Below are 21,243 nucleotides of genomic sequence, written 5' to 3' on the forward strand. Positions count from 1 at the left end.
GAATCTTAAGGAATACGGAATATAAAGGAGCAGGGAATGAAAAAAAGCGGGAGAAAGGAAGAGACGATCCACAGTCGGCTCCGAAGTTGCCGGGCACATAAAAATTTCATCCGATGGGTCGTGTTGGGTGTGTTTTTGTTGTGCGCTGTCTGTATCGTCTATCCTTTCTCCCCCCGAAATGAGCAGCCGGCAGGTTCTGTAAAGATGGTTGTGCTTCTTCCCGGAGAGATCGACGATCAGAGTTGGAATACCGGAAATTACAAAGGGATCATGGAGTGCCGGAAAGCATTGGATGTGGAACTTCGTTACGAGAAAAATGTATCCGAGGCGGATTCGGAAGCGATGCTCCGGTGGTATGCCGACAAGGGATATCAGTTCATCCTGGCTGCGGGAACGCAGTTTGAAGAACCAGTTTCCGCGGTGGCAGACGAGTATCCCGAAGTTGATTTTTGCATCATCAACGGACGGGAAAGCAGTGGGATGAATGTGTGCGGCGTATATCCGAAAGAAGATGAGGCAAGCCATCTTGCGGCGGTCATAGCGGGCAATCTGACCAAGAGCGGTACATTCGGGATCATAGCCGGATATCCGAGCGAACCGATGGAAGAACTTCTGGATCAGTATGAAAAAGATGTGCGTTCGATCGCAAAGCAGCGTGGTTTTCAAAAAACGGAGGTATTCCGGGCTTATGCGAACAGTTGGGAAGATGTGCAGATGGGAAAAGACATTGCGGATCAGATGATCGCGAAAGGAGCCGATCTCCTGTTTATTTATGCAAATAAAGTGGGGCTTGGCTGTATTGAGTCGGCGAAAGAGAATGGTGCGAAAGTGATCGGATTTTCGGAAAATCAGAACCAGATTGATTCGGATACGGTTGTGGCATCTGTTGAATTTGATTTCGGGGCAATTTACAAATGGACGATCTCTCAATATCTGGTAGGTGATCTGAAAGGGAATAAAACTTATGGCATCGGGATAAAAGAACATATTTTTAAACCGGTATATTCCGATGCAGTGCCGGAGGAGATTCGGAAAAAGATTGAGGAAGAGATGAGAGTCTGATAAAATGAAAAGAAAAAGGAGGGTTACTTATGAAGAAACAGACAATCGCAGCCGCATTGGCAGCGGCGCTTGTAGGAAGTGCATTTTTGGGAACAGGAATGCAGACTGAGGCAGCACAGTGGATGCAGGATGGAACAGGCTGGTGGTATCAGGAGGACAATGGATCTTACCCGGCAGGAACATGGAGCTATATCAATGACGCCTGGTATTATTTTGATGGATCAGGTTATATGCTGACCGGCTGGCAGTGGATCGGTGGAACGTGGTATTATCTGCATTCAAACGGAACGATGGCGGCAAATCAGTGGGTAGGCAACTATTACCTGACGGATTCCGGTGCGATGGCGGTCAATCAGTGGATTGGCAATTATTATGTAGGCAGTGACGGTGCGTGGATACCGGGATATGGTTCGCAGTGGATACAGGATAGCAATGGCTGGTGGTATCGTCACAGCGACGGCGGATATGTAACGAACGGATGGGAAAATATCGGTGGTACCTGGTATTACTTCGACGGAGCAGGCTACATGATGACTGGCTGGCAGTGGATCAACAATTCCTGGTACTATCTGCATCCGAATGGATCAATGGCAGCGAATCAGTGGATTGGAGATTATTATCTGACAGCGAATGGATCGATGGCAGTAAGCCAGTGGATCGGCGGCTATTATGTAGGTGCAGACGGATGCTGGGTAAGACGGACATTTGGGGAACTGTTTGGCGTACAGTCAAAAGATTTTGTATTTAGCAGCGGCGCTGGGGGATGGGGAACCGAAATGACCGTATATGCGGATGGAACATTTACAGGAGTGTACAGTGATTCCGATATGGGAGATACCGGATATGGTTATCCGAACGGAACACGGTATTATTCAGAATTCAGCGGAAGATTTGTAAATCTGGAAAAAGTAAACTCGAATACCTATTTGGCATATCTGGAAAGTTATGAATGCACGCATGAAAAGGGTGATGTCTGGTATGAAAACGGAATCCGTTATATCGCGGCAGACCCATATGGAATCGAAGGTGGACATCCGTTTTATTTCTATCTTCCGGGAAGTAACATTGACAGTTTGCCGGAAGGATATAGATGGTGGTTATTAGGACCTGGTTATAACAATTATGAAACACTTCCGGTATTCGGAATCTATAATTTGAACATGGAACTTGGATTTTACGGAGTATAAGGATATCGTCAAATCAGCAGGATGATACGGGGCTGAGTTTCCAGTCATAATACATCCCTCTCTATGCATACGATACATGTAGAAATCGTACAAGCATAGGGAGGGGTGTTTTTTGGTAGAAAAGAAAGAGGGGCAATTGCCGGAAGAAAGGAAACGTGTTACGGAGAAATGCAGAAGTATCGTAGAGACAAACCGGGAGACGGGGCTTACGGAAACCGAGGCAGCAAAAAGGCTTGCCGCCGACGGAGCAAATGAACTGGAGCAGGAAAAAAAGAAAAGTCCGGGCGCGGCATTTTTGGAGCAATTGAACGATCCACTGATCTGTGTTCTGCTGGTCGCGGCGTTCGTGTCTTTTTTACTGCATGAGATCAGTGATGCAGTGATCATCGGAGTGGTAGTTCTTGTCAACGCTGTTGTCGGTGTGATTCAGGAGGGAAAGGCGCAGAAAGCATTGGAGTCTTTGAAAAAGCTGACAAGTCCCCGTGCGGTTGTGCGCCGTGACAGTGTGGTGAGGGAGATTGCTGCCGCGGAACTGGTGGTCGGGGACGTCGTGATCCTTGAAACAGGTTCACAGGTTCCGGCAGATCTGCGTCTTGTTCAGGCATGGAATTTAAAGATCGAGGAGTCTGCGCTGACAGGAGAATCGGTTCCGGTAAAAAAGACTTCTGAAAAACACGAGGTGGAAAAGACGGCGGTCGGTGAGCGGAAGAACGAGGCGTTTATGTCCACGCTTGTGACGGCGGGACGCGGAGAGGGAATTGTCACGGCGACGGGAATGCAGTCGGAAATCGGAAAAGTCGCGTCGATGATCCGGGCAGTTCCAAGAGAGTATACGCCGCTTCAGAAAAAACTTGCCGAACTGGGGAAACTGCTCAGTGTCGTTTCCATCTTGCTTTGTGTGCTGTTGTTCGGGATTGCGGTCCTGCAAAAGCGGAATGTAATTGAAATGTTGATCACAGCGATTTCGCTGGCAGTCGCAGCGGTTCCGGAGGGGCTTCCGGCAGTTGTGACGATCGTTCTTGCGATGAGTGTGTCGCGCATGGTACGGGTCAATGCGATCGTGCGGAAACTTCCATCTGTGGAAACATTAGGCGCGGTCAATGTGGTCTGTTCGGATAAGACGGGAACTTTGACACAGAATAAAATGACCGTGACAGCTTGCTATGTCAATGACCGGCATATACCGGTTTCGATGCATAACATCCGGCAGCAGGCGGAGATTCCGGAAATGTTTCTCCGGGGGCTTGCGCTTTGTCAGGATGCGGAGGTGACAGGGGAAGAAGCGGTTGGAGACCCGACGGAACTGGCGCTTCTTCAGATGGCGGAAACATGCGGAATCCGGAAGAAACAGTCCGAACAGCAATATCCCCGTATCGGAGAGCGGTCTTTCGACTCTGTGCGGAAGATGATGACGACTGTGCATCGCGGAGACGGCAGGGATTTTGCGTATACGAAAGGCGCGCCGGACGTCGTACTTGGGCGATGTACAAAAATCCGGATAAACGGAAGTATTTTGCCGCTCGGGGAAGCGAAGAGACGGAAGATACAAAACGTGTTGGAGGAAATGTCTTCTCAGGCGCTTCGCGTACTTGCCCTCGCAATGAAAACGGACGGCACGAAAGAGGAGCTTTTACAAGAAGAAGATCTTATTTTTCTCGGACTTGTCGGGATGAAAGATCCGATCCGTCCGGAAGCAAAGGATGCGGTCGCGAAATTTAAAAAAGCATCGGTGCAGACGGTGATGATCACCGGCGATCACGCAAAGACAGCTCTTGCGATCGCACAGGAACTGGGGATCGCAAGAAAAGCAAAAGAGTGTATGACAGGGGAAGAACTGGAAAATCTGACGGATATTGAACTTGGGAATCGTTTAAAGGAAGTCCGCGTATTTGCAAGAGTGTCGCCGGAACATAAAGTCCGGATCGTGCGCGTGCTGAAAAAACTGGGGAACGTTGTGGCGATGACAGGAGACGGCGTCAATGACGCTCCGTCGCTTCGGATGGCAGACATCGGGATCGCGATGGGAAAGGGCGGGACTGACGTGGCAAAACAGGCGTCCGATATGATCCTGGCGGACGATCATTTTGCCACGATCGAAAAAGCGATCGAGGAGGGGCGGAGCATTTACCGGAATATCAAAAAGACGGTATTGTTTCTGTTGTCCTCCAATTTCGGGGAGATCATCACAATGTTTACGGCAGTTCTGTTTGGGATTGCCTCTCCTTTGAAAGCCAGCCATATTTTGTGGATCAATCTGATCACCGATTCGCTTCCGGCTCTGGCGCTTGGAATGGACCATAACGATAAAGAACAGTTGATGAAAATGCCGCCGCGCGGAGCGAAAGAGGGACTGTTCGCCAACGGCGGACTTGCCTGTACGGTTTTTTACGGCGTGCTGATCGGAGGGATCAGTCTGGCGGCATTTTTAAAACTTCCATGGGAAATGCTCCATCAAAACAATCTGCCGTTTGATCCGGCACACATTATGGAGGTATTTTCGGACGGAGCGGTGCTGGCAAGGGCGCAGACATACGCATTTACCGTACTCGGGATGTCTCAGTTGTTCCATGCGTCGGGGATGCGGGATGTACGGACGTCGGTATTTTCAAGAAAACGGAAGTTTAATCCGGTGCTGGTAGGAGCTTTCGCAGTCGGATTTGTGCTGCAGCTTGCAGTGACGGAAGTGCCGTATCTTGTGACTATGTTCGGAACAGCTCCTCTTGCTGCTTCTGAATGGATATCGCTTCTTTTCCTTGCTGCTTTCCCGATCCTGACACATGAGATGTTTGTCATATTGTTCCGGGCGGATGATCAGGCAGAGACGGCGAAGCTTCCGGAGAGAAAACTTGCCAGACATTCCCGAAGTGTCGTATAATAGAACAACAGCGTCAGTGGACAAGGGGAAACTGTTTTCTCATTGTACACGAACGATAAGTATTGACATTGGAAGGAGAAGCTATGCAGTTACGTTTTGAAATACCGGATTCGTTCTGGAGCCTGTTCCGCTCGGTCAACCGGGAAGTCTATATAGATGCGCTGCTTTGTATCAATGAAGAATATCAGTACAGTAATTATTTTCTGACAAGGGAAATCTGTATCCAGGCGCTTAGCGACTTATATGTGAAACAGCAGATCGAACTTCGCAGAGAAGAAGATGAGACCGAAATCGATCTTCTGGAGACACCGGCTTCCCGTATTTTGAACTGGCTGTTAAGGACGGGGTGGCTGAAAAAGGTCGAAGATTACAATACATTGGTGACCAATATCGTGATCCCGGACTATGCGGCGGTGATGATCGACGCATTTGAACGCCTCACATCGGAAGATATGGAAGAGACGGAAATTTATATTCAAAATGTATATGCAACGTTATTTTCTTTCCGGCATGATACAAGAGTCAATTTGAATATGCTGCGGACGGCTCTTGTCAACACGCGGCGGCTGAATAAAGCGCTTCAGGATATGCTTCATAATATGGACAAATTTTTCGCACGGCTCCTGGAGCAGAAAACATACGGGGAACTCTTGCAGGAACATCTGGAGGGGTATGTGGAAACGATCGTGCGGAAGAAATATCATATTTTAAAGACTTCCGATAATTTTTACCTTTACAAGACCGATATAAAAAGGGTGCTTCAGGAAATGCGGGAGGATGAGGAGTGGATCGAAAATGTGCGGGCGCAGTCCAAAGCGATGGGGGATACGGGAGAGGACGTACTGGAACTTCTGGATCTGATCGAGAGGGGATTTGATGATATTGAGCACCGTATTTCCAACATGGACAAAGAACATACGAAATACGTCCGCGCCACGGTGAGCCGTCTGAATTATCTGCTCAGCGCCGAGACCGATACAAAGGGACTGGTTGTGCAGCTTTTAAACCGGATCGCGGAGGATCCCGAGACAAGGATAAGGAAAACCGGGGAAAAGATGAATCTCTCACAGTTGGAAATATTATCGGAGAGATCACTTTACAAACGGAGAAAGGCGAGAAAAGATTTCATCAGCCGGATGGCAGTGGAAGAAGCGGCGGAAGATCTGGATCGGGAAGACGTGCTTCGGCTGAACCGGATCCAAGTGCGGTACAGCCGACAGCAGATCGAAGAATTTATCCGGTCGCATATGGTGGATGATGTGATGGATGTCAGCACACTGCCGTTGGAGGATGATGAGACATTTGAAAAGCTGATACTGGCTTATGATTACAGTACGCGCCGCAGCAGCAAATACCGGATCGCAGAGGAAGACGCTTTGATGATCGAGAACGGAAGTTATCGTTATCCGGCATTGAAATTCGTCCGGCGCGGCGTATAGGCAGTGACTGTGGCGTGCAGATAGCGATAAAACATTGCTTGCTATTTATTTTTGCAAGGAAAGACAGTGACAGAGGAGCATAACAGAGGAGTACATATGATTGACTATTTTGAGCAGTTGATACCGGAAGAACAGGAGGGAATCACCGAGGTGATCCAGACATTATTTCGTCAGACCTTTCTTTTGGAACGGAAATTTGACCGCCGTCTGGGGAGGATGCAGTATACGCATGAATATCGTGTATGCAGTAAACATTTTGAATTTTTGAAATTATATTTTGCGGCGGCGGGGATTACATTGAATGAAAATGTCCAAATGGGTCTGATCTATATTCAGGGAGAAACGCTTTGGGGAGAGAAACTGCCGCGGCTTGCGACGATTTATCTGCTGATCCTGAAACTGATCTATGATGAGCAGATGGCTTCCGTTTCTTCGAGCAGCCATATCGTGACGACGCTCGGGGCGATCAACGGAAGAGCCGGGGAGTTCGGCGTGCTTCGGACATTGCCGTCTCCGACGGAGATCCGGCGGACGGTGGCGCTTTTGAAGCGGTATCAGGTGATCGAGCCGCTGGATGTGCTGGAGGAATTGAACGAATCCACAAGACTTGTCATTTATCCGAGTATTCATGCGGTGCTGTCGGGAGACGATATCCGGGCGCTGCTTCAGACGTTCGGCGAGGCAGATGAGAGACAGGAACGTCTGGAAACGGAAGACGATATGAAAGAAATAACGGGAGGAACGACGATTGGAGAAGACACAGGCGTTTCAGGCGCTCTCTAAGATCTGCCTGAACAACTGGCATTATATAGACAAAAAAGTATTGACGCTGAATGAGGGGATCAATTTCTTTACCGGACATTCGGGAAGCGGAAAATCGACGGTGCTGGACGCACTGCAGATCGTACTTTATGCGGATACGGACGGACGACGGTTTTTCAACAAAGCGGCCGCCGATGATTCCGACCGTTCGCTGATCGAGTATCTGCGCGGTATGGTCAATATCAGCGAAAATAATGAATCCCAGTATCTGCGGAATCAGAACTTTTCCAGTACGATCGTGTTGGAACTGGAACGGACGGATACGCGGGAAAAACAGTGCGTCGGCGTTGTGTTCGATGTGGAGACTGCGACAAATGAGATCAGCCGTCTCTTTTTCTGGCACACGGGCAGTCTGCTTGAAAACCAGTATCGCGCGGACAGGCGGTGCCTGACGACGGTGGAAGTGCGGGAATATCTGCAGAGAACGTTTGCGGCGGATCAATTTTATTACGGACCGAGCAATGAAAGATTCAGGCGGCAGCTTTACGACATTTATCTGGGGGGACTGGACGGAGAGAAATTCCCCCGTCTGTTCAAACGTGCGATCCCGTTTAAGATGAACATCCGGCTGGAAGACTTTGTGAAAGAATACATTTGCATGGAGCAGGATATCCATATCGAAGATCTGCAGGAAAGTGTGATGCAGTATGGGCGGATGCGCAGCAAGATCGAGGATACGCTGGAAGAGATCCAGAAGCTGACCGAGATCGGGGAAGTCTATCAGACGTTTGATGAAAAACAGCAGAAAGCAGTAAGCTGCGCGTATCAGATCGCCCGTCTTGAAATGCTGTATCTGGAGCAGAAGATACAGGAATACCATGACCGCGTAAATGGGCGGAAAGAGGAGATCGGGCAGCAGAAGATACGGCAGGCAAAACTGGAGGAAGAGCAGAGGCATCTTCAGAAAGATTATGAAGACGTGCTCGTCCGGATCGCGAACAGCGGGTATTCCGGTCTGGAAAAAGAACTGGAAACGCTGAACGAGACATTGGAGCGCCTGGCAGGAAGCAAGGCACGCTGGCAGCAGACGTCGGAACGGCTGAAAGAGTGGAAAGATCAGGATGTGACGCCGAACCAGACGATCTGGGATATTGACCGTTTCCTGAAAGGGACGATCTCGGAGCAGGAGATGGAGCGTCTCCAGAGCAGCCTCAAAGAGATGCGGCAGGAATTGGAAGAGGAACGGCAGGAAAATGCGTCTAGACTGAAAGCGGTCAAGAAAGAAGAAAAAGAGGCGCGGGAAGAGCTGAAAGAATTGAAGCAGGGGCGGAAAGCCTATCCGCGGGAGCTGGAAGAAGCTCGTTATGAACTGCGGAACCGTCTGCAGGAGTATTGTGGGAAATTTGTGAACGTGCAGATCCTTGCCGATCTTCTGGATATCAAAGACGAACGGTGGCACAATGCGGTGGAGGGATATCTTGGCAATAACAAGCTGCTTCTTGTTGTGGAGCCGCGGTATGCCCGGGAGGCATTGGAGATTTACAAGGAGATGGATAAGCGGAAATATTGCCGTGCCGCAGTGCTGGACACAGAGCGGGTCATGGAAAACGAGCATGCGGTCCGCCCGGGCGCGCTGGCGGAGGAAGTGACCGCAAAGACCGATTATGCGGCGGCTTATATCCGGTTTTTCCTTGGAAATGTGATGAAATGCGAATCCGTCGAGGAACTGCGGGAGTGCCGGATCGGTATCACGCCGGACTGCGTGCTGTATCACAGCTACCGTTTGCAGCATATCAATCCGGATCTGTATACAAGGCGCGCATATATCGGGGAGACCAGTATGCGCAAACGTATCCGGCAGTTGGAATTGAAATGTGAGGAACTGCAGAATGAACGGCTTCCGCTTCAGGAGGCGGAGGTGAAGATCCGCAGGCTTTTGGAACTGGAAATGCTTCCGCAGCCGACAGACGATTATATGCAGTGGATCAAAGATGCAGACATGATCTCGGATAAGGAAAAGAGAAAGAAACATTTGCAGGAGCAGATGGAACAGCTCCGGGAAGAGTCGGTGGCAGTGCTGGACGCGCAGAAAAACGAGCTGATGGAGCTGATGGAAGAAAAGAAAGCTTCGGTAGATCTGGTGAAGCGGGAAATCTGGAAAAATGAAAAAGATATCGACGGATATCAGCGCGCGATCATCGATCAGGAAGAAGCGTTGGCGGTGAAAACAAAAGAAGTGCAGGCGATGAGTGGGAAAGAAGTACATGATTTGGAAACGGAGTTTCAGGAATTTCTCGCCGCGAAGAAATCCGTCAATTATGATTATCTGAGGCGGCAGAAAGTATCGGAACAGCAGCCGCTTCTCGAGCAGGCGGAGCGGGAATATCAGAAGCTGGTGGACGTCCGCAGCGCGTATTTGCGGACATATCCGAACCGGACGTTTTCCGCAAGCGCGCGGGATAATACGGCATATGAGAAATTGCTGGAAGAATTGCAGTGCGGCGATCTGGAACGATACAGGGAATCGGCAAAGGAACAGGCGAAATCTGCGGTGGAGCATTTTAAGGATGACTTTATCTTTAAGATCCGCGCGGCGATCCGGGATGCCTATCAGCGGAAAGACGAGCTGAACCGGATCATCAGCAAACTGGATTTCGGAAAAGACAAATATCAGTTTGTGATCACGAAAAATAAAGGCGCGGACGGCAAATACTATAAGATGTTTATGGATGATGCGCTGCAGATCGATCCGATGCAGCTTAGTCATACGATGGACAATCAGCTCAATATGTTCACAATGGAGCATGAAGAAGAGTACGGTGAAATGATGAACGAACTGATCAACATTTTCATTCCGCCGGAAAATGCGACCCGGGAAGAACTGGATGAAGCCAAGAAAAACATGGAAAAATATGCGGATTACCGGACGTATCTTTCTTTTGATATGCAGCAGATCGTGTCGGGAAAAACTTCCGGGGAAGAGACCGATATGCATATCGGGCTGAGCAGGATGATCCGGAAAAATTCCGGCGGTGAGGGACAGAACCCTCTGTATGTAGCGCTTCTCGCCAGCTTTGCGCAGATTTACCGGATCAACCAGACTTCGCGGATCCGGAGAAATCCGACGCTTCGGCTTGTTGTGCTGGACGAGGCATTTTCCAAGATGGATGCGGAAAAAGTGGCAAGCTGTATCTCGTTGATCCGCGGACTCGGCTTTCAGGCGATCATCAGCGCGACCAACGATAAGATCCAGAATTATCTGGAAAATGTGGACAAGACCTTTGTGTATGCCAATCCGAATAAGAAACACATTTCCATACAGGAATTTGAACGGACGGAATTTGGGGCGTTAGAAGATGAGTAGAAACAATGAGCAGAAACAGGAGGGATCAGATTGAAGTTAATGATCGCATCAGATATCCATGGTTCGGCATTTTACTGCCGTTCCATGATCGAAGCATTTGAGCGGGAGGAGGCGGACCGTCTCCTGCTTCTCGGAGATATATTGTACCATGGTCCGCGCAACGATCTTCCGGCAGAGTATGCGCCGAAGAAAGTGATCGCGATGCTGAATCCATTGAAGCGGAATTTACTTTGCGTCCGTGGAAATTGTGACACGGAAGTGGATCAGATGGTGCTGGAGTTTCCGGTACTGGCGGAATATTGTCTGCTGGAACTGGACGGACAGACGATATTTGCGACGCATGGGCATACATGGAACCCGGCGAAACAGCCGATGTTAAAAGGCGGGGACATTCTTCTGAACGGGCATACCCATGTCCCTGCAAATGAAGAATTAAAAACGGAGTCCGGGGAAGTATGCAGATATATGAATCCGGGATCCGTTTCGATACCGAAAGAGGATTCGCCGCATAGTTATATGATTTATGACAAGGGGACATTTTACTGGAAAAATCTGGAGGGAGAGGTATATCAGACATGGAAGACAGATTCGCATTGCTGATCGACGCGGACAACGTATCCGCAAAATATATCAAACCAATCTTGGACGAGCTGTCCAAGTACGGAAACGTAACATACAAACGAATATACGGAGACTGGACAAGCACCTATAATTCCAGTTGGAAAGAGGTGCTTTTACAGAACAGCATCACGCCGATCCAGCAGTTCAGTTATACGCACGGAAAAAATGCAACCGATTCGGCGATGATCATCGATGCGATGGACATGCTGTATACGAGTGAACTGGAGGGATTTTGTCTTGTATCCAGCGACAGTGATTTCACAAAACTGGCAAGCCGTCTCCGGGAGAGCGGGCGCATGGTGATCGGTATGGGAGAGAGTAAGACGCCTGCTCCGTTCCGAAAAGCGTGCGATATTTTTACCGAGTTGGAATTGCTTCTGGAAGACAATACATTGGGAAATACAGTGATCGCTAACCCGGCAGTCAAAGGCGAAAAACAGGCGGCGAACGCGGCGGCAGCAAACGGAAACGGCAGCGGAAACAGTGAAAATAAGAGTTCCCGAAAAGCAAGCGTCAATGCGGTCGGAAAAAACCAGATTGAGGAAGCCGTTGTCAAGATTATCACGGAAAATCAGAATAATGATAAAGAAACCGGGCTTGGCGAAGTGGGAAGCCGTCTTGTGAAACTATACCCGGATTTTGATGTGCGCCGGTATGGTTACAGCCTGCTGTCCAAATTCCTGGAGACATTTCCAAAGCTGAAACTGAAGCAGGACGGCACGCAGGTGACGGTCATGCTGTATGAAGACAAGAGTAAGAAAGAGATGCTGGAAGAATATTTGATGCAGCAGATCATTTCGGCGGGGGCGCAGGGAATTTCTCTTGGAACACTCGGAAACCGGATCCGGAACAAATTCGGGGATTTCAAAGTGCGGGATTATGGCTATTCCCAGTTTAAACAGTATGTGCAGAGCTTTGAAAACGTGCGTGTCGAGGATGACGGAGAGCAGAACTGGGCAGTTTATCAGAGGTGAGAAGAGATGCTGAAGATTTATTTAGGAGAGATGGAAGCGCAGTGCGGCAGCAGTTACTGTGGCTGCGCCATCACCATCACCTGCGTGATATATTCTTCCTCCGACTGGATCACAAAATCATTCATTCCTTTTTCGTAGGCATAACCGGTCAGTTTCAGGTTGTGTGATCCGGCATAGCGAAGAAGCCGGTCATATGTCTCGGGAAGCTTATCCCAGCCGCCTTTCGCATAGGTGCAGAGATAGGTTCCGGCCGGTTTGGTGAAAAGATCTTTTTGGGTGTGAGGATCCAAAGCCGGAGTGAACAGACCGTCATATTCTTCAAAATCTTTCCGTTGTATTTTGTCAATGGAGAGATAACTGCCGACACCTGCGCGGCACTGCTTGATTCCCCACATTTTTTTAATATAGGAAAATAAATCTTTCATTTCATCGTCACGGAATGTAAAAGGCGCTGTCAGATAAGTTTCCTGCGGACATTGGACCAGATGGATGCCTGCGTCTTTTTTTGTCTCGCAAAGACGGAGCTGCTGTTTTTTCGTCTGGAGCAAATCTTTTGTCTGTTTTAATTTTTCGATTTTTTGATCGATTTCTTTTGTTTTCTGGTCTACAATGGCGATAAAATCTTCTGCATTGGGCGCATCCAAATAAGATTTGATCTCCTCGATACTCATATTTAATTCTTTTAACATTAAAATATATTCAAAATGGATGCTCTGTGCACTGTCGTAATAGCGATAATGATTGTCGCCTTTTGTTTCGGGGGAAAATAATCCGATAGAGTCATAATAATGCAGGGTACGTTTGTTGACTTCATGAAGCGCGGCAAATTGCGCGGTTGTCAGTTTAGAAAAATCTTCTTTTCTTTTCATATTTTTCTCCTTGACTTTACAGTTACTGTATACTTTATGCTCATTGTATCGAAAAAAAGCAGGAAGCGCAACATGGAAATATATCCGGAAAACAGATTTTGGAAAACATATTTCGGAAAACGGATTTCGGAAAATGGATTCCGGAAAACGAGTTTTGAGAAACGGGTTCAAAAGTGTGCGCAAGTCAGGAGAGGAGAATTTTATGAAAACGGAAGTAAATTTACGGGCATTTCAGAAAGAAGATACAGAAGCGATCGAGGCAATTATCAGAGAGGCATGGCATTATGATGATCTTTGCAGTCATAAGACGGCATGCAAACTGGCGCGTGTATTTTTGAGCAGTTGTCTGGCAAATCAGACGTATACGAGAGTTGCGGAGATCGACGGTAAACCGGCAGGCATCATCATGGCGAAGAATATCGAAGAACATCATGCGCCGCTTCGGTATCGGATACGGCAGTGGCGTGCAATCCTGTCGGTAATGCTTTCCAAAGAGGGACGGAAAGTGTCAGGGATCTTCGGAGGAGTCAACGACATTGATAAGGCGCTGCTGGCAGAGGCACAGACACAATATCAAGGGGAAGTTGCATTTTTTGCGGTATCGTCGTCGGTGCGGGGAAAAGGCGTCGGAAAGATGTTGTATCGTAAAATGCTGGATTATATGAGAGCGCACAGCATTGAAAAATTCTTCCTGTTCACAGATACAAGCTGTAACTATGGATTTTATGAACATCAGGGAATGCAGAGAAGATGTGAAAAGCAGAAGACATTTGAGATAGACGGTAAAAAAGCAGAGATGACGTTCTTTTTGTATGATGCGGCAACAGACTTGCAGGCAATCTGAAAATCTATCGGATGAGAATAATAGGATTAGAATCGATGAGGAAAAGGCGATTGGGCATAAAAAGGTGACCGGAAAGTGACCAGAGCGCAATCGTCAGATGTTTCCAAAACAGCGAAAACCCGCTAACCACAAGGGCTAACGGGTTTCGTTGTTTTATAGTTATCTAAAGGAATGAGAGTAAAGTGCGGCATCCCGGTTAGCCGGGATACCAATACTTTATGAGGGGGGAGATAGTTGTTTATCAACTATCTGAATTTAGTATATGCAAAAAATGTGGCCAAAATATGTTGAATATATAAAACAAATCGAAAAAATATTATGAAACTCTAAATTTCCGCGGAATTTCTCCGGAGTTAATCCCGTTTACGATATACGAAGTATCTGACCGGCGTAGATTAGATTTGGGTCAGCCAGATGATTTAACGCAGCGAGAGCATTTACCGTAGTGTGATACTGCAATGCGATCTGGCTCAGTGTATCTCCCGGCTGAACGGTGTAATATAGAATAGAAGCATCGGCATTTTCGGGAATACGAAGTGTCTGACCGGCATAGATCAAGTCTGGATCAGTCAGATCGTTCAGGGAGGCAAGTACATTTACGGTGGTTCCAAAACGGACCGCAAGCTGGCTTAGCGTGTCACCCGGCTGGATTATATAAGTAATATAATCAGGAGGTTCAGGTTCAGGTTCCGGGGATGGGGAAACCGGAGCGTCGGAGAGGTGGTTCAGACCGGCGGTATGGATGATCGTCGGATAATCGATGAATCCGGCATCGAGGTCTACATTTCCGGAGATGCCGGGGATCGTTCCCTCGTTTGTATATTGCCAGATTCCACAGTTTGTTCCGTCAAACTGTTCGTTATAATAAGCATACCAGAGCGCATAGCGGTCAGAAAAATCCGATGGCAGGTATTGTGTCAGGAAGTTGCGGTTGCTGTAATACATTGCAAAATAGCCGCGTTCCTCAAGCCGGTTGCAAAAGGCGGTTACGATCTGTGCAGCGAGCTGCGGGGTGATCGTGACTCCGTTTTGTGCCGCGTAGTTTAGCGTTGCCTGTTCTATATCATAGCAGATCGGGTAGTCGAAGCGGTGGGAGGAAATTGCGTCGAGACATCCGTCCGCTTCCTGCCGGGCTGTCTCGGGGCTGATCGCATAGCAGAACCAGTAGGCACCGACCGGGATCCCAAGCCGGTTGCATTCGGCGGCATTTCGGTGAAACTGGCGGTCAACGGTTCCGAAACCATATCCGGCGCGAAGCATGGCAAACTGATAACCGGCAGACTGCACCTGCGTCCAATCGATCGTTCCCTGAAATTCACTGACATCAAGTCCTTTTTGTGACATAAGAAAACTCCTTTAAATAAGCGGGATAGAATATTTACCCAAAGCGAACACTTTGTATTGAAAGTGTTCGCTTTGGGTACTAATATATGCGGATAAAGAAAGAGATGTGCATCATTTCCAAGTTAAGAAATTCCTAAGATTTTCCCCAAACCTCCTTAAATTTTCTTCTATATCATGTATACTGTAAGGGAGGTGATGAAAATGTATAATATTTTAGTATGTGATGATGACAAAGCGATCGTTGAGGCGATTGAAATATATTTGAGCCAGGAGGGCTACCATATCCTTAAGGCTTACGACGGAGAGCAGGCATTGAAGATATTGGAGACAGAAGAAGTACATCTGCTTGTGCTCGATGTGATGATGCCGCGTCTGGACGGAATCAGGGCAACACTTAAGATCAGGGAAAAACACAGTATCCCGATCATTATTTTGTCGGCGAAGTCAGAGGATGTGGATAAGATCCTCGGGCTGAATGTAGGGGCGGATGATTATGTGACGAAGCCGTTTAATCCATTGGAACTGGTTGCGCGGGTGAAATCACAGCTGCGGCGCTATACACAGCTTGGCGGCACGGCGAAAAAAGAGTCGGAGCATGTGTACGAAGTCGGCGGGCTTCAGATCAATGATGATCTGAAAGAAGTGACGGTGGATGGAGAAAAGGTGAAACTGACTCCGATCGAATATAATATTTTACTATTGTTGATGAAAAATCAGGGGAGAGTTTTTTCGATCGATCAGATCTATGAATCTATCTGGAATGAAGAAGCGATCGGAGCGGACAATACGGTTGCGGTACATATTCGGCATATCCGGGAGAAGATCGAGATCAACCCGAAAGACCCGAGATATTTGAAAGTTGTGTGGGGAGTTGGATATAAGATTGAAAAAATGTGAGGGTTCTCCGGAAAGGAGTTTAGGATGAAAAGTTGGGCAAAGAAGCCGTTCACAAAAGCGGCGCTTTCGGTAATTGCGGTTGGAATGAGTATCATCGTCTGCCTGAGCGGTGTGATGCTGATTTATAAGATCAATGATTCCGAGGGAAAAGTCGTTGGCGTAGGAGAAAGTTCTTACGAGGAATCAGGAGCGTTTGAGCAGCGAATGGGGGACGCGTCCCGGAATGTGCTGGAGCGGATCCGGGTAAAAGAACAGTTGGAGGCAGATGGGAAATACGATCCGAACCGTCTCGTGGACGTGATCGCATATGATAAGGATGGTAAGATCAGCGGCAAAAATGAATCCGGTTTGGCATACCGTCTGTCAGATATTGCGGAATGGGGCATGAAATATAATCAGTCGGATCTGAGTGCTGAAAATGTAGTGGTGTGTGAGAAAACGGATGGAACGTATCACTATTATTATATGGATGAATTTAAGAATCTGCTGAAAAATAATGGATTAAAGCCGGTGTTTCCGAATATAGAATCCGGTGCGGCGGAAGATCCGTTTGCAGGATACGGGGATCCGGAAAGTGAAACGATCCAGTCTGTTCTGGGGGTTCTTCAAGAGGGATACGATCTGGAAGACACATTTGGAATGGCATATGCAGGGGCAAAGCTGACGGATAAAGAGGGAAAATTACTGTATACGGATTTCTGGGCATTTACAGATGTGATTCAGGAGACGGCAGTGCCGGACGGTGCGGAGAATCTTCTTCAGGTTGTCAATGACACTCCGGAACTGAACGGAAAACTGTCGGAAGTCTATGAGGCGGTTATAAATACGATTTCCAATCTGGCAGTCAGCGTAGATATATACGAGACCGGCGGGGATTTATGGACAGAGGGGAATACGAACTATACGTATTTGATCGCAGACCGCTCCGCAAAAAAAGTATATACAAACAACAGTGAATATACAGATTTTACAAAGCTGGAAGACAATATTGAAGCATTAAAAAATGCGGAGCACAGCAAGTATGTGATCGTGAAACCGAAACTGGGAGATTTTGAAAGCAACCTGGATGTCTCCGCGTCGGAATGGAAGAACATCGTTCAGGCACAGGAGATTTTCGGAGAAGATTTCGTGTTTGCGGCGGCAGTCGATACCTCTTATCCGATCCAGGATGTATTTTATGACGGTGCGAAAGCGTATGCAACATATGCGCCATATGCGAAAATCGCAGGAATCAGTTTTATACTCAGCGCGCTTGTTCTCCTGATTGCCTTGATCTGGCTCGGAGTCGTTGCGGGAAGACGGGCGGATGATAAGGAACTGCATTTGAATGCATTCGACCGGTGGAAGACGGAGATCGGGGCTGCGGCTGTGATCGTACCATGGATTTTCCTGATGTTTGCGATCGGTTCAAATTGGTCGGGGTTCGGATATCAGGCAGTCAGCTATTATGATACAGACTTTGAATACGCATGGCATTACGGCAACATGTATTATACATTTTCACTGACGGCGGCGGATGTGGCAGTGATCTCTTTCTTTGCAACGTTTACGATGATCCTGTTCTTGATCGGATATTTAAGTCTTGTACGGCGGATCAAAGGAAAGACGCTTTGGAAGAACAGCCTGCTGAGATGGATTTTAAATGTGGCAGTTAAGGGATGGACTTTATTCTGGGAGAATCGGAATATCACAGTGAAAGTGATCCTCCTGCTGATCGGATTTGTAGGAGTCCATTGGCTGATGGCGATTTTCGGAAGCGCATTTTTGATCCTCGCATTTGCAGTGGATGTGGCGGCTGCGGTCTTTCTGATCAAATGGGCGGTTGAAAAAGACCGGATCAAAAAAGGAATCCAGAAGATCGCATCCGGTGATCTGGAATACCAGATCCCATGTGAAAAAATGAGCAGCGAAAACAGACAGATGGCAGAACTGGTCAACAATATCGGAAATGGACTGAACCGTGCGGTGGAAGCCGGAATCAAGAGCGAGCGCCTGAAAACAGATTTGATCACAAATGTTTCCCATGATATTAAGACGCCGCTGACTTCGATCATCAACTATGTAGATCTGCTGAAACGGGAAAACTTTGATGATCCGAAGATCCAGGGGTATCTGGAGATACTGGAGGCAAAATCACAGCGTCTGAAAACATTGACGGAAGATGTTGTGGAGGCGTCGAAAGTCAGCAGCGGAAATATTACGCTTGAGATGATGGACGTCAATCTGGTGGAGATGACCAATCAGACGATCGGTGAATTTTCAGAGAAGATGGAGGCGAAGAAACTGACAGTCGTGGCAGCGCTTCCGGAAGAACCGGCGATCATCCATGTGGATGGAAGAAGAATGTGGCGTGTATTGGAAAATATTTTCAACAACGCCGCCAAATATGCGATGCCGGGAACGCGGATTTATGTGGATCTGAAAGTCAAAGAAGCGGAAGAGGGAAAGAAGACCGTCTTGTTTTCCATGAAAAACATGTCGGAGAATCCGCTGAATATCAATGCGGATGAGCTGACGGAGCGGTTTATCCGCGGAGACATTTCCAGAAGTACCGAGGGCAGCGGGCTCGGATTATCGATCGCAAAGAATCTGACGGAGATGCAGGGCGGTACATTTACCGTGTATGTAGATGGAGATCTGTTTAAGGTAATGATCGAATTTCCGGCGAGATGATCTTTCATAAATGGGCAGCGCAGGATCAGGAAATGTAAAACAGGATTTTGCACGAACAATAAAAGAAACGGCAGAGAGACGGAAAGAAAATCCGGTCTTTTTGCCGTTTCCTGTTTACATAGAAAGTTTTAAATCATATGAAAACTTTGAATTGTGTGCAGATTTTTTATTTTGTCAGGATCTCGATGCCGTTTTCCGTGACGAGAACCATATATTCGATCTGGGCGGAAAGTCCGTCGTCCATGGTATAAACGGTCCATCCGTTGTCTTCGTCAACAAAGAAGTCCGGCGAGCCCTCGTTGATCATCGGCTCGATCGTGAACATCATACCCGGAACAAGAAGCATCTCGCTTCCTTTCGGTGTGACATAGCTGACGAACGGATCCTCATGAAATTCCAGTCCGATCCCGTGTCCGCCGATGTCTTCCACGACAGAGTAGCCGTTCGCCTGTGCGTGGCTGTTGATCGCATAAGCGATATCGCCTAAATGTCCCCACGGTTTGGCTGCGGCCAGTCCGCGCGCGACACATTCTTCGGTGACTTTGACGATCCGTTTGGCACGATCGGAAATATTTCCCATCGTGAACATACGGGAGGCATCGGAGAAATAACCATCTAAGATCGTAGATACATCGACATTGATGATATCTCCCTCTTTTAAGATAATATCTTTATCCGGGATCCCATGGCAGACCTCATTGTTGAGAGAGGTGCACACACTTTTCGGGAAGCCCTCGTAATTAAGCGGCGCCGGGATTCCGCCGTGCTTTGTTGTAAAATCGTAAACGATCTGATCGATCTCTGCGGTGCTCATCCCGATACAGATCTTTTCGGCTACTGCGTCCAACACTGCGGTGTTGAGCGCGGCGCTCTCCTTGATTTTTTCAATTTGATGCGGTGTTTTTAACAGGCTGCGCGTCGGTACAATCTCGCCGCGGTCTGCGTGAATGCGCATTTGTTCCTCGATCGGCATATGGCATTTCTTATATTTCTTTCCACTTCCGCACCAGCATGGTGCATTTCGTTCCATAATAAAACATCTCCTTTTTATTATTCCAAATCAATTTAAGCACGTTACTTTCAGAATGTCAACGTTCAATCTCGTGAATCAGAAGACCGCTGCGCAGTTTTGGCTCAAACCATGTGGATTTTGGCGGCATTAAGCGCCCGGCATCCGCTACGGACAGCAGTTCGTCCATCGAGGTCGGATACATGGCAAATGCGATGCGGTCGGGAGTGTCGGCTAACCGGACAAGTTCATCGGTTCCTCGGATCCCGCCTACAAAATGGATCCGGTCGTCTGTTTTCGGATCTCTGATCCCAAGCAGCGGGGCGAGGACGTGATCCTGTAAAACGGACACATCCAGATCTGCCACGGGATCTCCGGTAAAAATCCGGGAATGGATCTTGAGGGAATACCAGTTGTTATTTCCGTACAGAGCCAGCTCGCCTTTACAAGACGGACGGCGGAACGCGCCTGTTTTTTCGATCAGGAACGTATCTTCTAGTTTTTCCAAAAGCGTGTCAAATGTATAACTGTTTAAACCGTCGACGACCCGGTTGTAGTCGTAAATACATAATTCATCAGCCGGAAACAGAACGGAGAGAAAATAATTAAATTCTTCCGTACCGTCGTAACCGGGATGCTCGGCGCGTCGTTTTAATCCGACTTTTACCGCCGAAGCCGCCCGGTGGTGACCGTCCGCGATATAAATATGTTCAATTTCAGAAAAAATCTTGCGGATCGTTTCAATCCGATCCGGCTGATCGATCTTCCAGAGCTGGTGACGGACTCCGTCTTCGGAGACAAAATCATAAAGCGGGTTGGATGCCCGGATTGTCCGGATGATCTCGGAAAGCTGTTTTTCCGGGCGGTATGCAAGAAAAATAGGACCGGTCTGGGCGCTTGTGACGTCCACATGACGGATGCGGTCTAATTCCTTTTCTGCTCTTGTATTCTCGTGCTTTCGGATGACATTGTTCAGGTAATCGTCGATGGAGGCACAGCCTACGATGCCGTTCTGTGTTCGACCGTTCATCGTCAGGGCATAGAGATAAAAGCATGCGGAATCCTCGCGGATAAAAGCACCGTCTCCGATCATTTCCTGCAAAGTGTCCCGCGCCTGTGCATAGACTTCCGGGGCGTAGAGGTCGGTTGTGTCCGGAAACTGGGTTTCGGCGCGGTCGATCTTCAGAAAAGACATCGGGTTGTCTGCGACGATCTTTTTTGCCTCCGCGCGGTTATATACGTCATAGGGGAGCGCGGCGATCGAAGCTGCATAAGCTTCTGCCGGGCGCAGCCCGTGGAAAGGTTGGAGTATAGCCATGAAGT

General features: G+C 48.1%; 15 protein-coding genes. 11 read left to right on the forward strand and 4 right to left on the reverse strand.

Annotated features, from left to right (window positions below; all coding sequences use genetic code 11):
* Positions 1-36: 36 nt before the first annotated feature.
* The 8 genes from I2H87_RS11470 to I2H87_RS11505 all read left to right on the forward strand — a co-directional run bounded on the left by I2H87_RS11470 (position 37) and on the right by I2H87_RS11505 (position 12,284).
* Positions 37-1,062, forward strand: a complete 1,026-nt coding sequence (locus tag I2H87_RS11470) for a BMP family protein (protein WP_195610046.1) — start codon at positions 37-39, stop codon at positions 1,060-1,062.
* Between the two features lie 29 nt (positions 1,063-1,091).
* Positions 1,092-2,249 carry an N-acetylmuramoyl-L-alanine amidase family protein gene (locus tag I2H87_RS11475; protein WP_117551630.1) on the forward strand — a complete coding sequence of 386 codons (1,158 nt, stop codon included), beginning with the start codon at positions 1,092-1,094 and terminating at the stop codon, positions 2,247-2,249.
* A gap of 112 nt (positions 2,250-2,361) precedes the next feature.
* Positions 2,362-5,124: a cation-translocating P-type ATPase gene (locus I2H87_RS11480; protein WP_195610048.1), complete on the forward strand. Its 2,763-nt coding sequence runs from the start codon at positions 2,362-2,364 to the stop codon at positions 5,122-5,124.
* Between the two features lie 83 nt (positions 5,125-5,207).
* Positions 5,208-6,563, forward strand: coding sequence for a Wadjet anti-phage system protein JetA family protein (locus I2H87_RS11485; RefSeq protein ID WP_117551632.1), 1,356 nt, complete (start codon positions 5,208-5,210; stop codon positions 6,561-6,563).
* 96 nt (positions 6,564-6,659) lie between these two features.
* Positions 6,660-7,346, forward strand: coding sequence for a DUF4194 domain-containing protein (locus tag I2H87_RS11490; RefSeq protein WP_117551633.1), 687 nt, complete (start codon positions 6,660-6,662; stop codon positions 7,344-7,346).
* On the forward strand, positions 7,312-10,689 hold the full coding sequence (locus I2H87_RS11495; RefSeq protein WP_195610050.1) for an ATP-binding protein: 3,378 nt from the start codon (positions 7,312-7,314) through the stop codon (positions 10,687-10,689). Before I2H87_RS11490 ends, I2H87_RS11495 begins: the two co-directional genes overlap by 35 nt.
* Positions 10,690-10,719: 30 nt before the next feature.
* Positions 10,720-11,289, forward strand: a complete 570-nt coding sequence (yfcE, locus tag I2H87_RS11500) for a phosphodiesterase (protein ID WP_009268792.1) — start codon at positions 10,720-10,722, stop codon at positions 11,287-11,289.
* A complete protein-coding gene (locus I2H87_RS11505; protein ID WP_009268791.1) occupies positions 11,265-12,284 on the forward strand; it encodes an NYN domain-containing protein in 1,020 nt (339 codons plus the stop codon). The genes yfcE and I2H87_RS11505 overlap by 25 nt, the downstream gene beginning before the upstream one ends.
* A gap of 53 nt (positions 12,285-12,337) precedes the next feature.
* Here I2H87_RS11505 and I2H87_RS11510 read toward each other — a convergent pair whose 3' ends face one another.
* Positions 12,338-13,153 carry a MerR family transcriptional regulator gene (locus I2H87_RS11510; RefSeq protein WP_009268790.1) on the reverse strand — a complete coding sequence of 272 codons (816 nt, stop codon included), beginning with the start codon at positions 13,151-13,153 and terminating at the stop codon, positions 12,338-12,340.
* 202 nt (positions 13,154-13,355) lie between these two features.
* On the opposite strand from I2H87_RS11510, the gene I2H87_RS11515 reads away from it, so the two are divergent.
* Complete coding sequence (locus I2H87_RS11515) at positions 13,356-13,997, forward strand: GNAT family N-acetyltransferase (RefSeq protein WP_054705145.1); 642 nt, start codon at positions 13,356-13,358, stop codon at positions 13,995-13,997.
* A 363-nt stretch (positions 13,998-14,360) separates the two neighbouring features.
* Here the strand turns inward: I2H87_RS11515 and I2H87_RS11520 are convergent, their stop codons facing one another.
* Entirely contained in the window at positions 14,361-15,341 is a 981-nt protein-coding gene (locus I2H87_RS11520) for a LysM peptidoglycan-binding domain-containing protein (RefSeq protein ID WP_009268773.1), read from the reverse strand.
* A gap of 201 nt (positions 15,342-15,542) precedes the next feature.
* Here I2H87_RS11520 and I2H87_RS11525 point away from each other — a divergent pair, with 201 nt between their 5' ends.
* Together I2H87_RS11525 and I2H87_RS11530 are read left to right on the forward strand one after the other, a co-directional pair.
* Positions 15,543-16,238, forward strand: a complete 696-nt coding sequence (locus I2H87_RS11525) for a response regulator transcription factor (RefSeq protein ID WP_009268772.1) — start codon at positions 15,543-15,545, stop codon at positions 16,236-16,238.
* A gap of 24 nt (positions 16,239-16,262) precedes the next feature.
* The gene (locus tag I2H87_RS11530; protein WP_195610052.1) at positions 16,263-18,911 is read left to right on the forward strand and encodes a sensor histidine kinase; all 2,649 of its coding nucleotides are present in this window, start codon (positions 16,263-16,265) and stop codon (positions 18,909-18,911) included.
* Positions 18,912-19,077: 166 nt separating this feature from the next.
* On the opposite strand, the gene I2H87_RS11535 is transcribed toward I2H87_RS11530, so the two are convergent.
* Complete coding sequence (locus I2H87_RS11535; protein WP_009268768.1) at positions 19,078-19,941, reverse strand: methionyl aminopeptidase; 864 nt, start codon at positions 19,939-19,941, stop codon at positions 19,078-19,080.
* 58 nt (positions 19,942-19,999) lie between these two features.
* Positions 20,000-21,238, reverse strand: a complete 1,239-nt coding sequence (locus tag I2H87_RS11540; protein WP_195610054.1) for a DUF1015 domain-containing protein — start codon at positions 21,236-21,238, stop codon at positions 20,000-20,002.
* Positions 21,239-21,243: the final 5 nt, after the last annotated feature.

This window comes from Mediterraneibacter glycyrrhizinilyticus (genome assembly GCF_015560805.1).
GTDB lineage: Bacteria > Bacillota > Clostridia > Lachnospirales > Lachnospiraceae > Schaedlerella > Schaedlerella glycyrrhizinilytica_A.

What these genes read in the sequence shown, in the direction of transcription:
- I2H87_RS11470 (WP_195610046.1), top strand. Translation starts at nt 37, where the DNA reads ATGAAAAAAAGCGGGAGAAAGGAAGAGACGATCCACAGTCGGCTCCGA.
- I2H87_RS11475 (WP_117551630.1), top strand. Translation starts at nt 1,092, where the DNA reads ATGAAGAAACAGACAATCGCAGCCGCATTGGCAGCGGCGCTTGTAGGA.
- I2H87_RS11485 (WP_117551632.1), top strand. Translation starts at nt 5,208, where the DNA reads ATGCAGTTACGTTTTGAAATACCGGATTCGTTCTGGAGCCTGTTCCGC.
- I2H87_RS11490 (WP_117551633.1), top strand. Translation starts at nt 6,660, where the DNA reads ATGATTGACTATTTTGAGCAGTTGATACCGGAAGAACAGGAGGGAATC.
- I2H87_RS11505 (WP_009268791.1), top strand. Translation starts at nt 11,265, where the DNA reads ATGGAAGACAGATTCGCATTGCTGATCGACGCGGACAACGTATCCGCA.
- I2H87_RS11510 (WP_009268790.1), bottom strand. Translation starts at nt 13,153, where the DNA reads ATGAAAAGAAAAGAAGATTTTTCTAAACTGACAACCGCGCAATTTGCC.
- I2H87_RS11515 (WP_054705145.1), top strand. Translation starts at nt 13,356, where the DNA reads ATGAAAACGGAAGTAAATTTACGGGCATTTCAGAAAGAAGATACAGAA.
- I2H87_RS11520 (WP_009268773.1), bottom strand. Translation starts at nt 15,341, where the DNA reads ATGTCACAAAAAGGACTTGATGTCAGTGAATTTCAGGGAACGATCGAT.
- I2H87_RS11525 (WP_009268772.1), top strand. Translation starts at nt 15,543, where the DNA reads ATGTATAATATTTTAGTATGTGATGATGACAAAGCGATCGTTGAGGCG.
- I2H87_RS11530 (WP_195610052.1), top strand. Translation starts at nt 16,263, where the DNA reads ATGAAAAGTTGGGCAAAGAAGCCGTTCACAAAAGCGGCGCTTTCGGTA.
- I2H87_RS11535 (WP_009268768.1), bottom strand. Translation starts at nt 19,941, where the DNA reads ATGGAACGAAATGCACCATGCTGGTGCGGAAGTGGAAAGAAATATAAG.
- I2H87_RS11540 (WP_195610054.1), bottom strand. Translation starts at nt 21,238, where the DNA reads ATGGCTATACTCCAACCTTTCCACGGGCTGCGCCCGGCAGAAGCTTAT.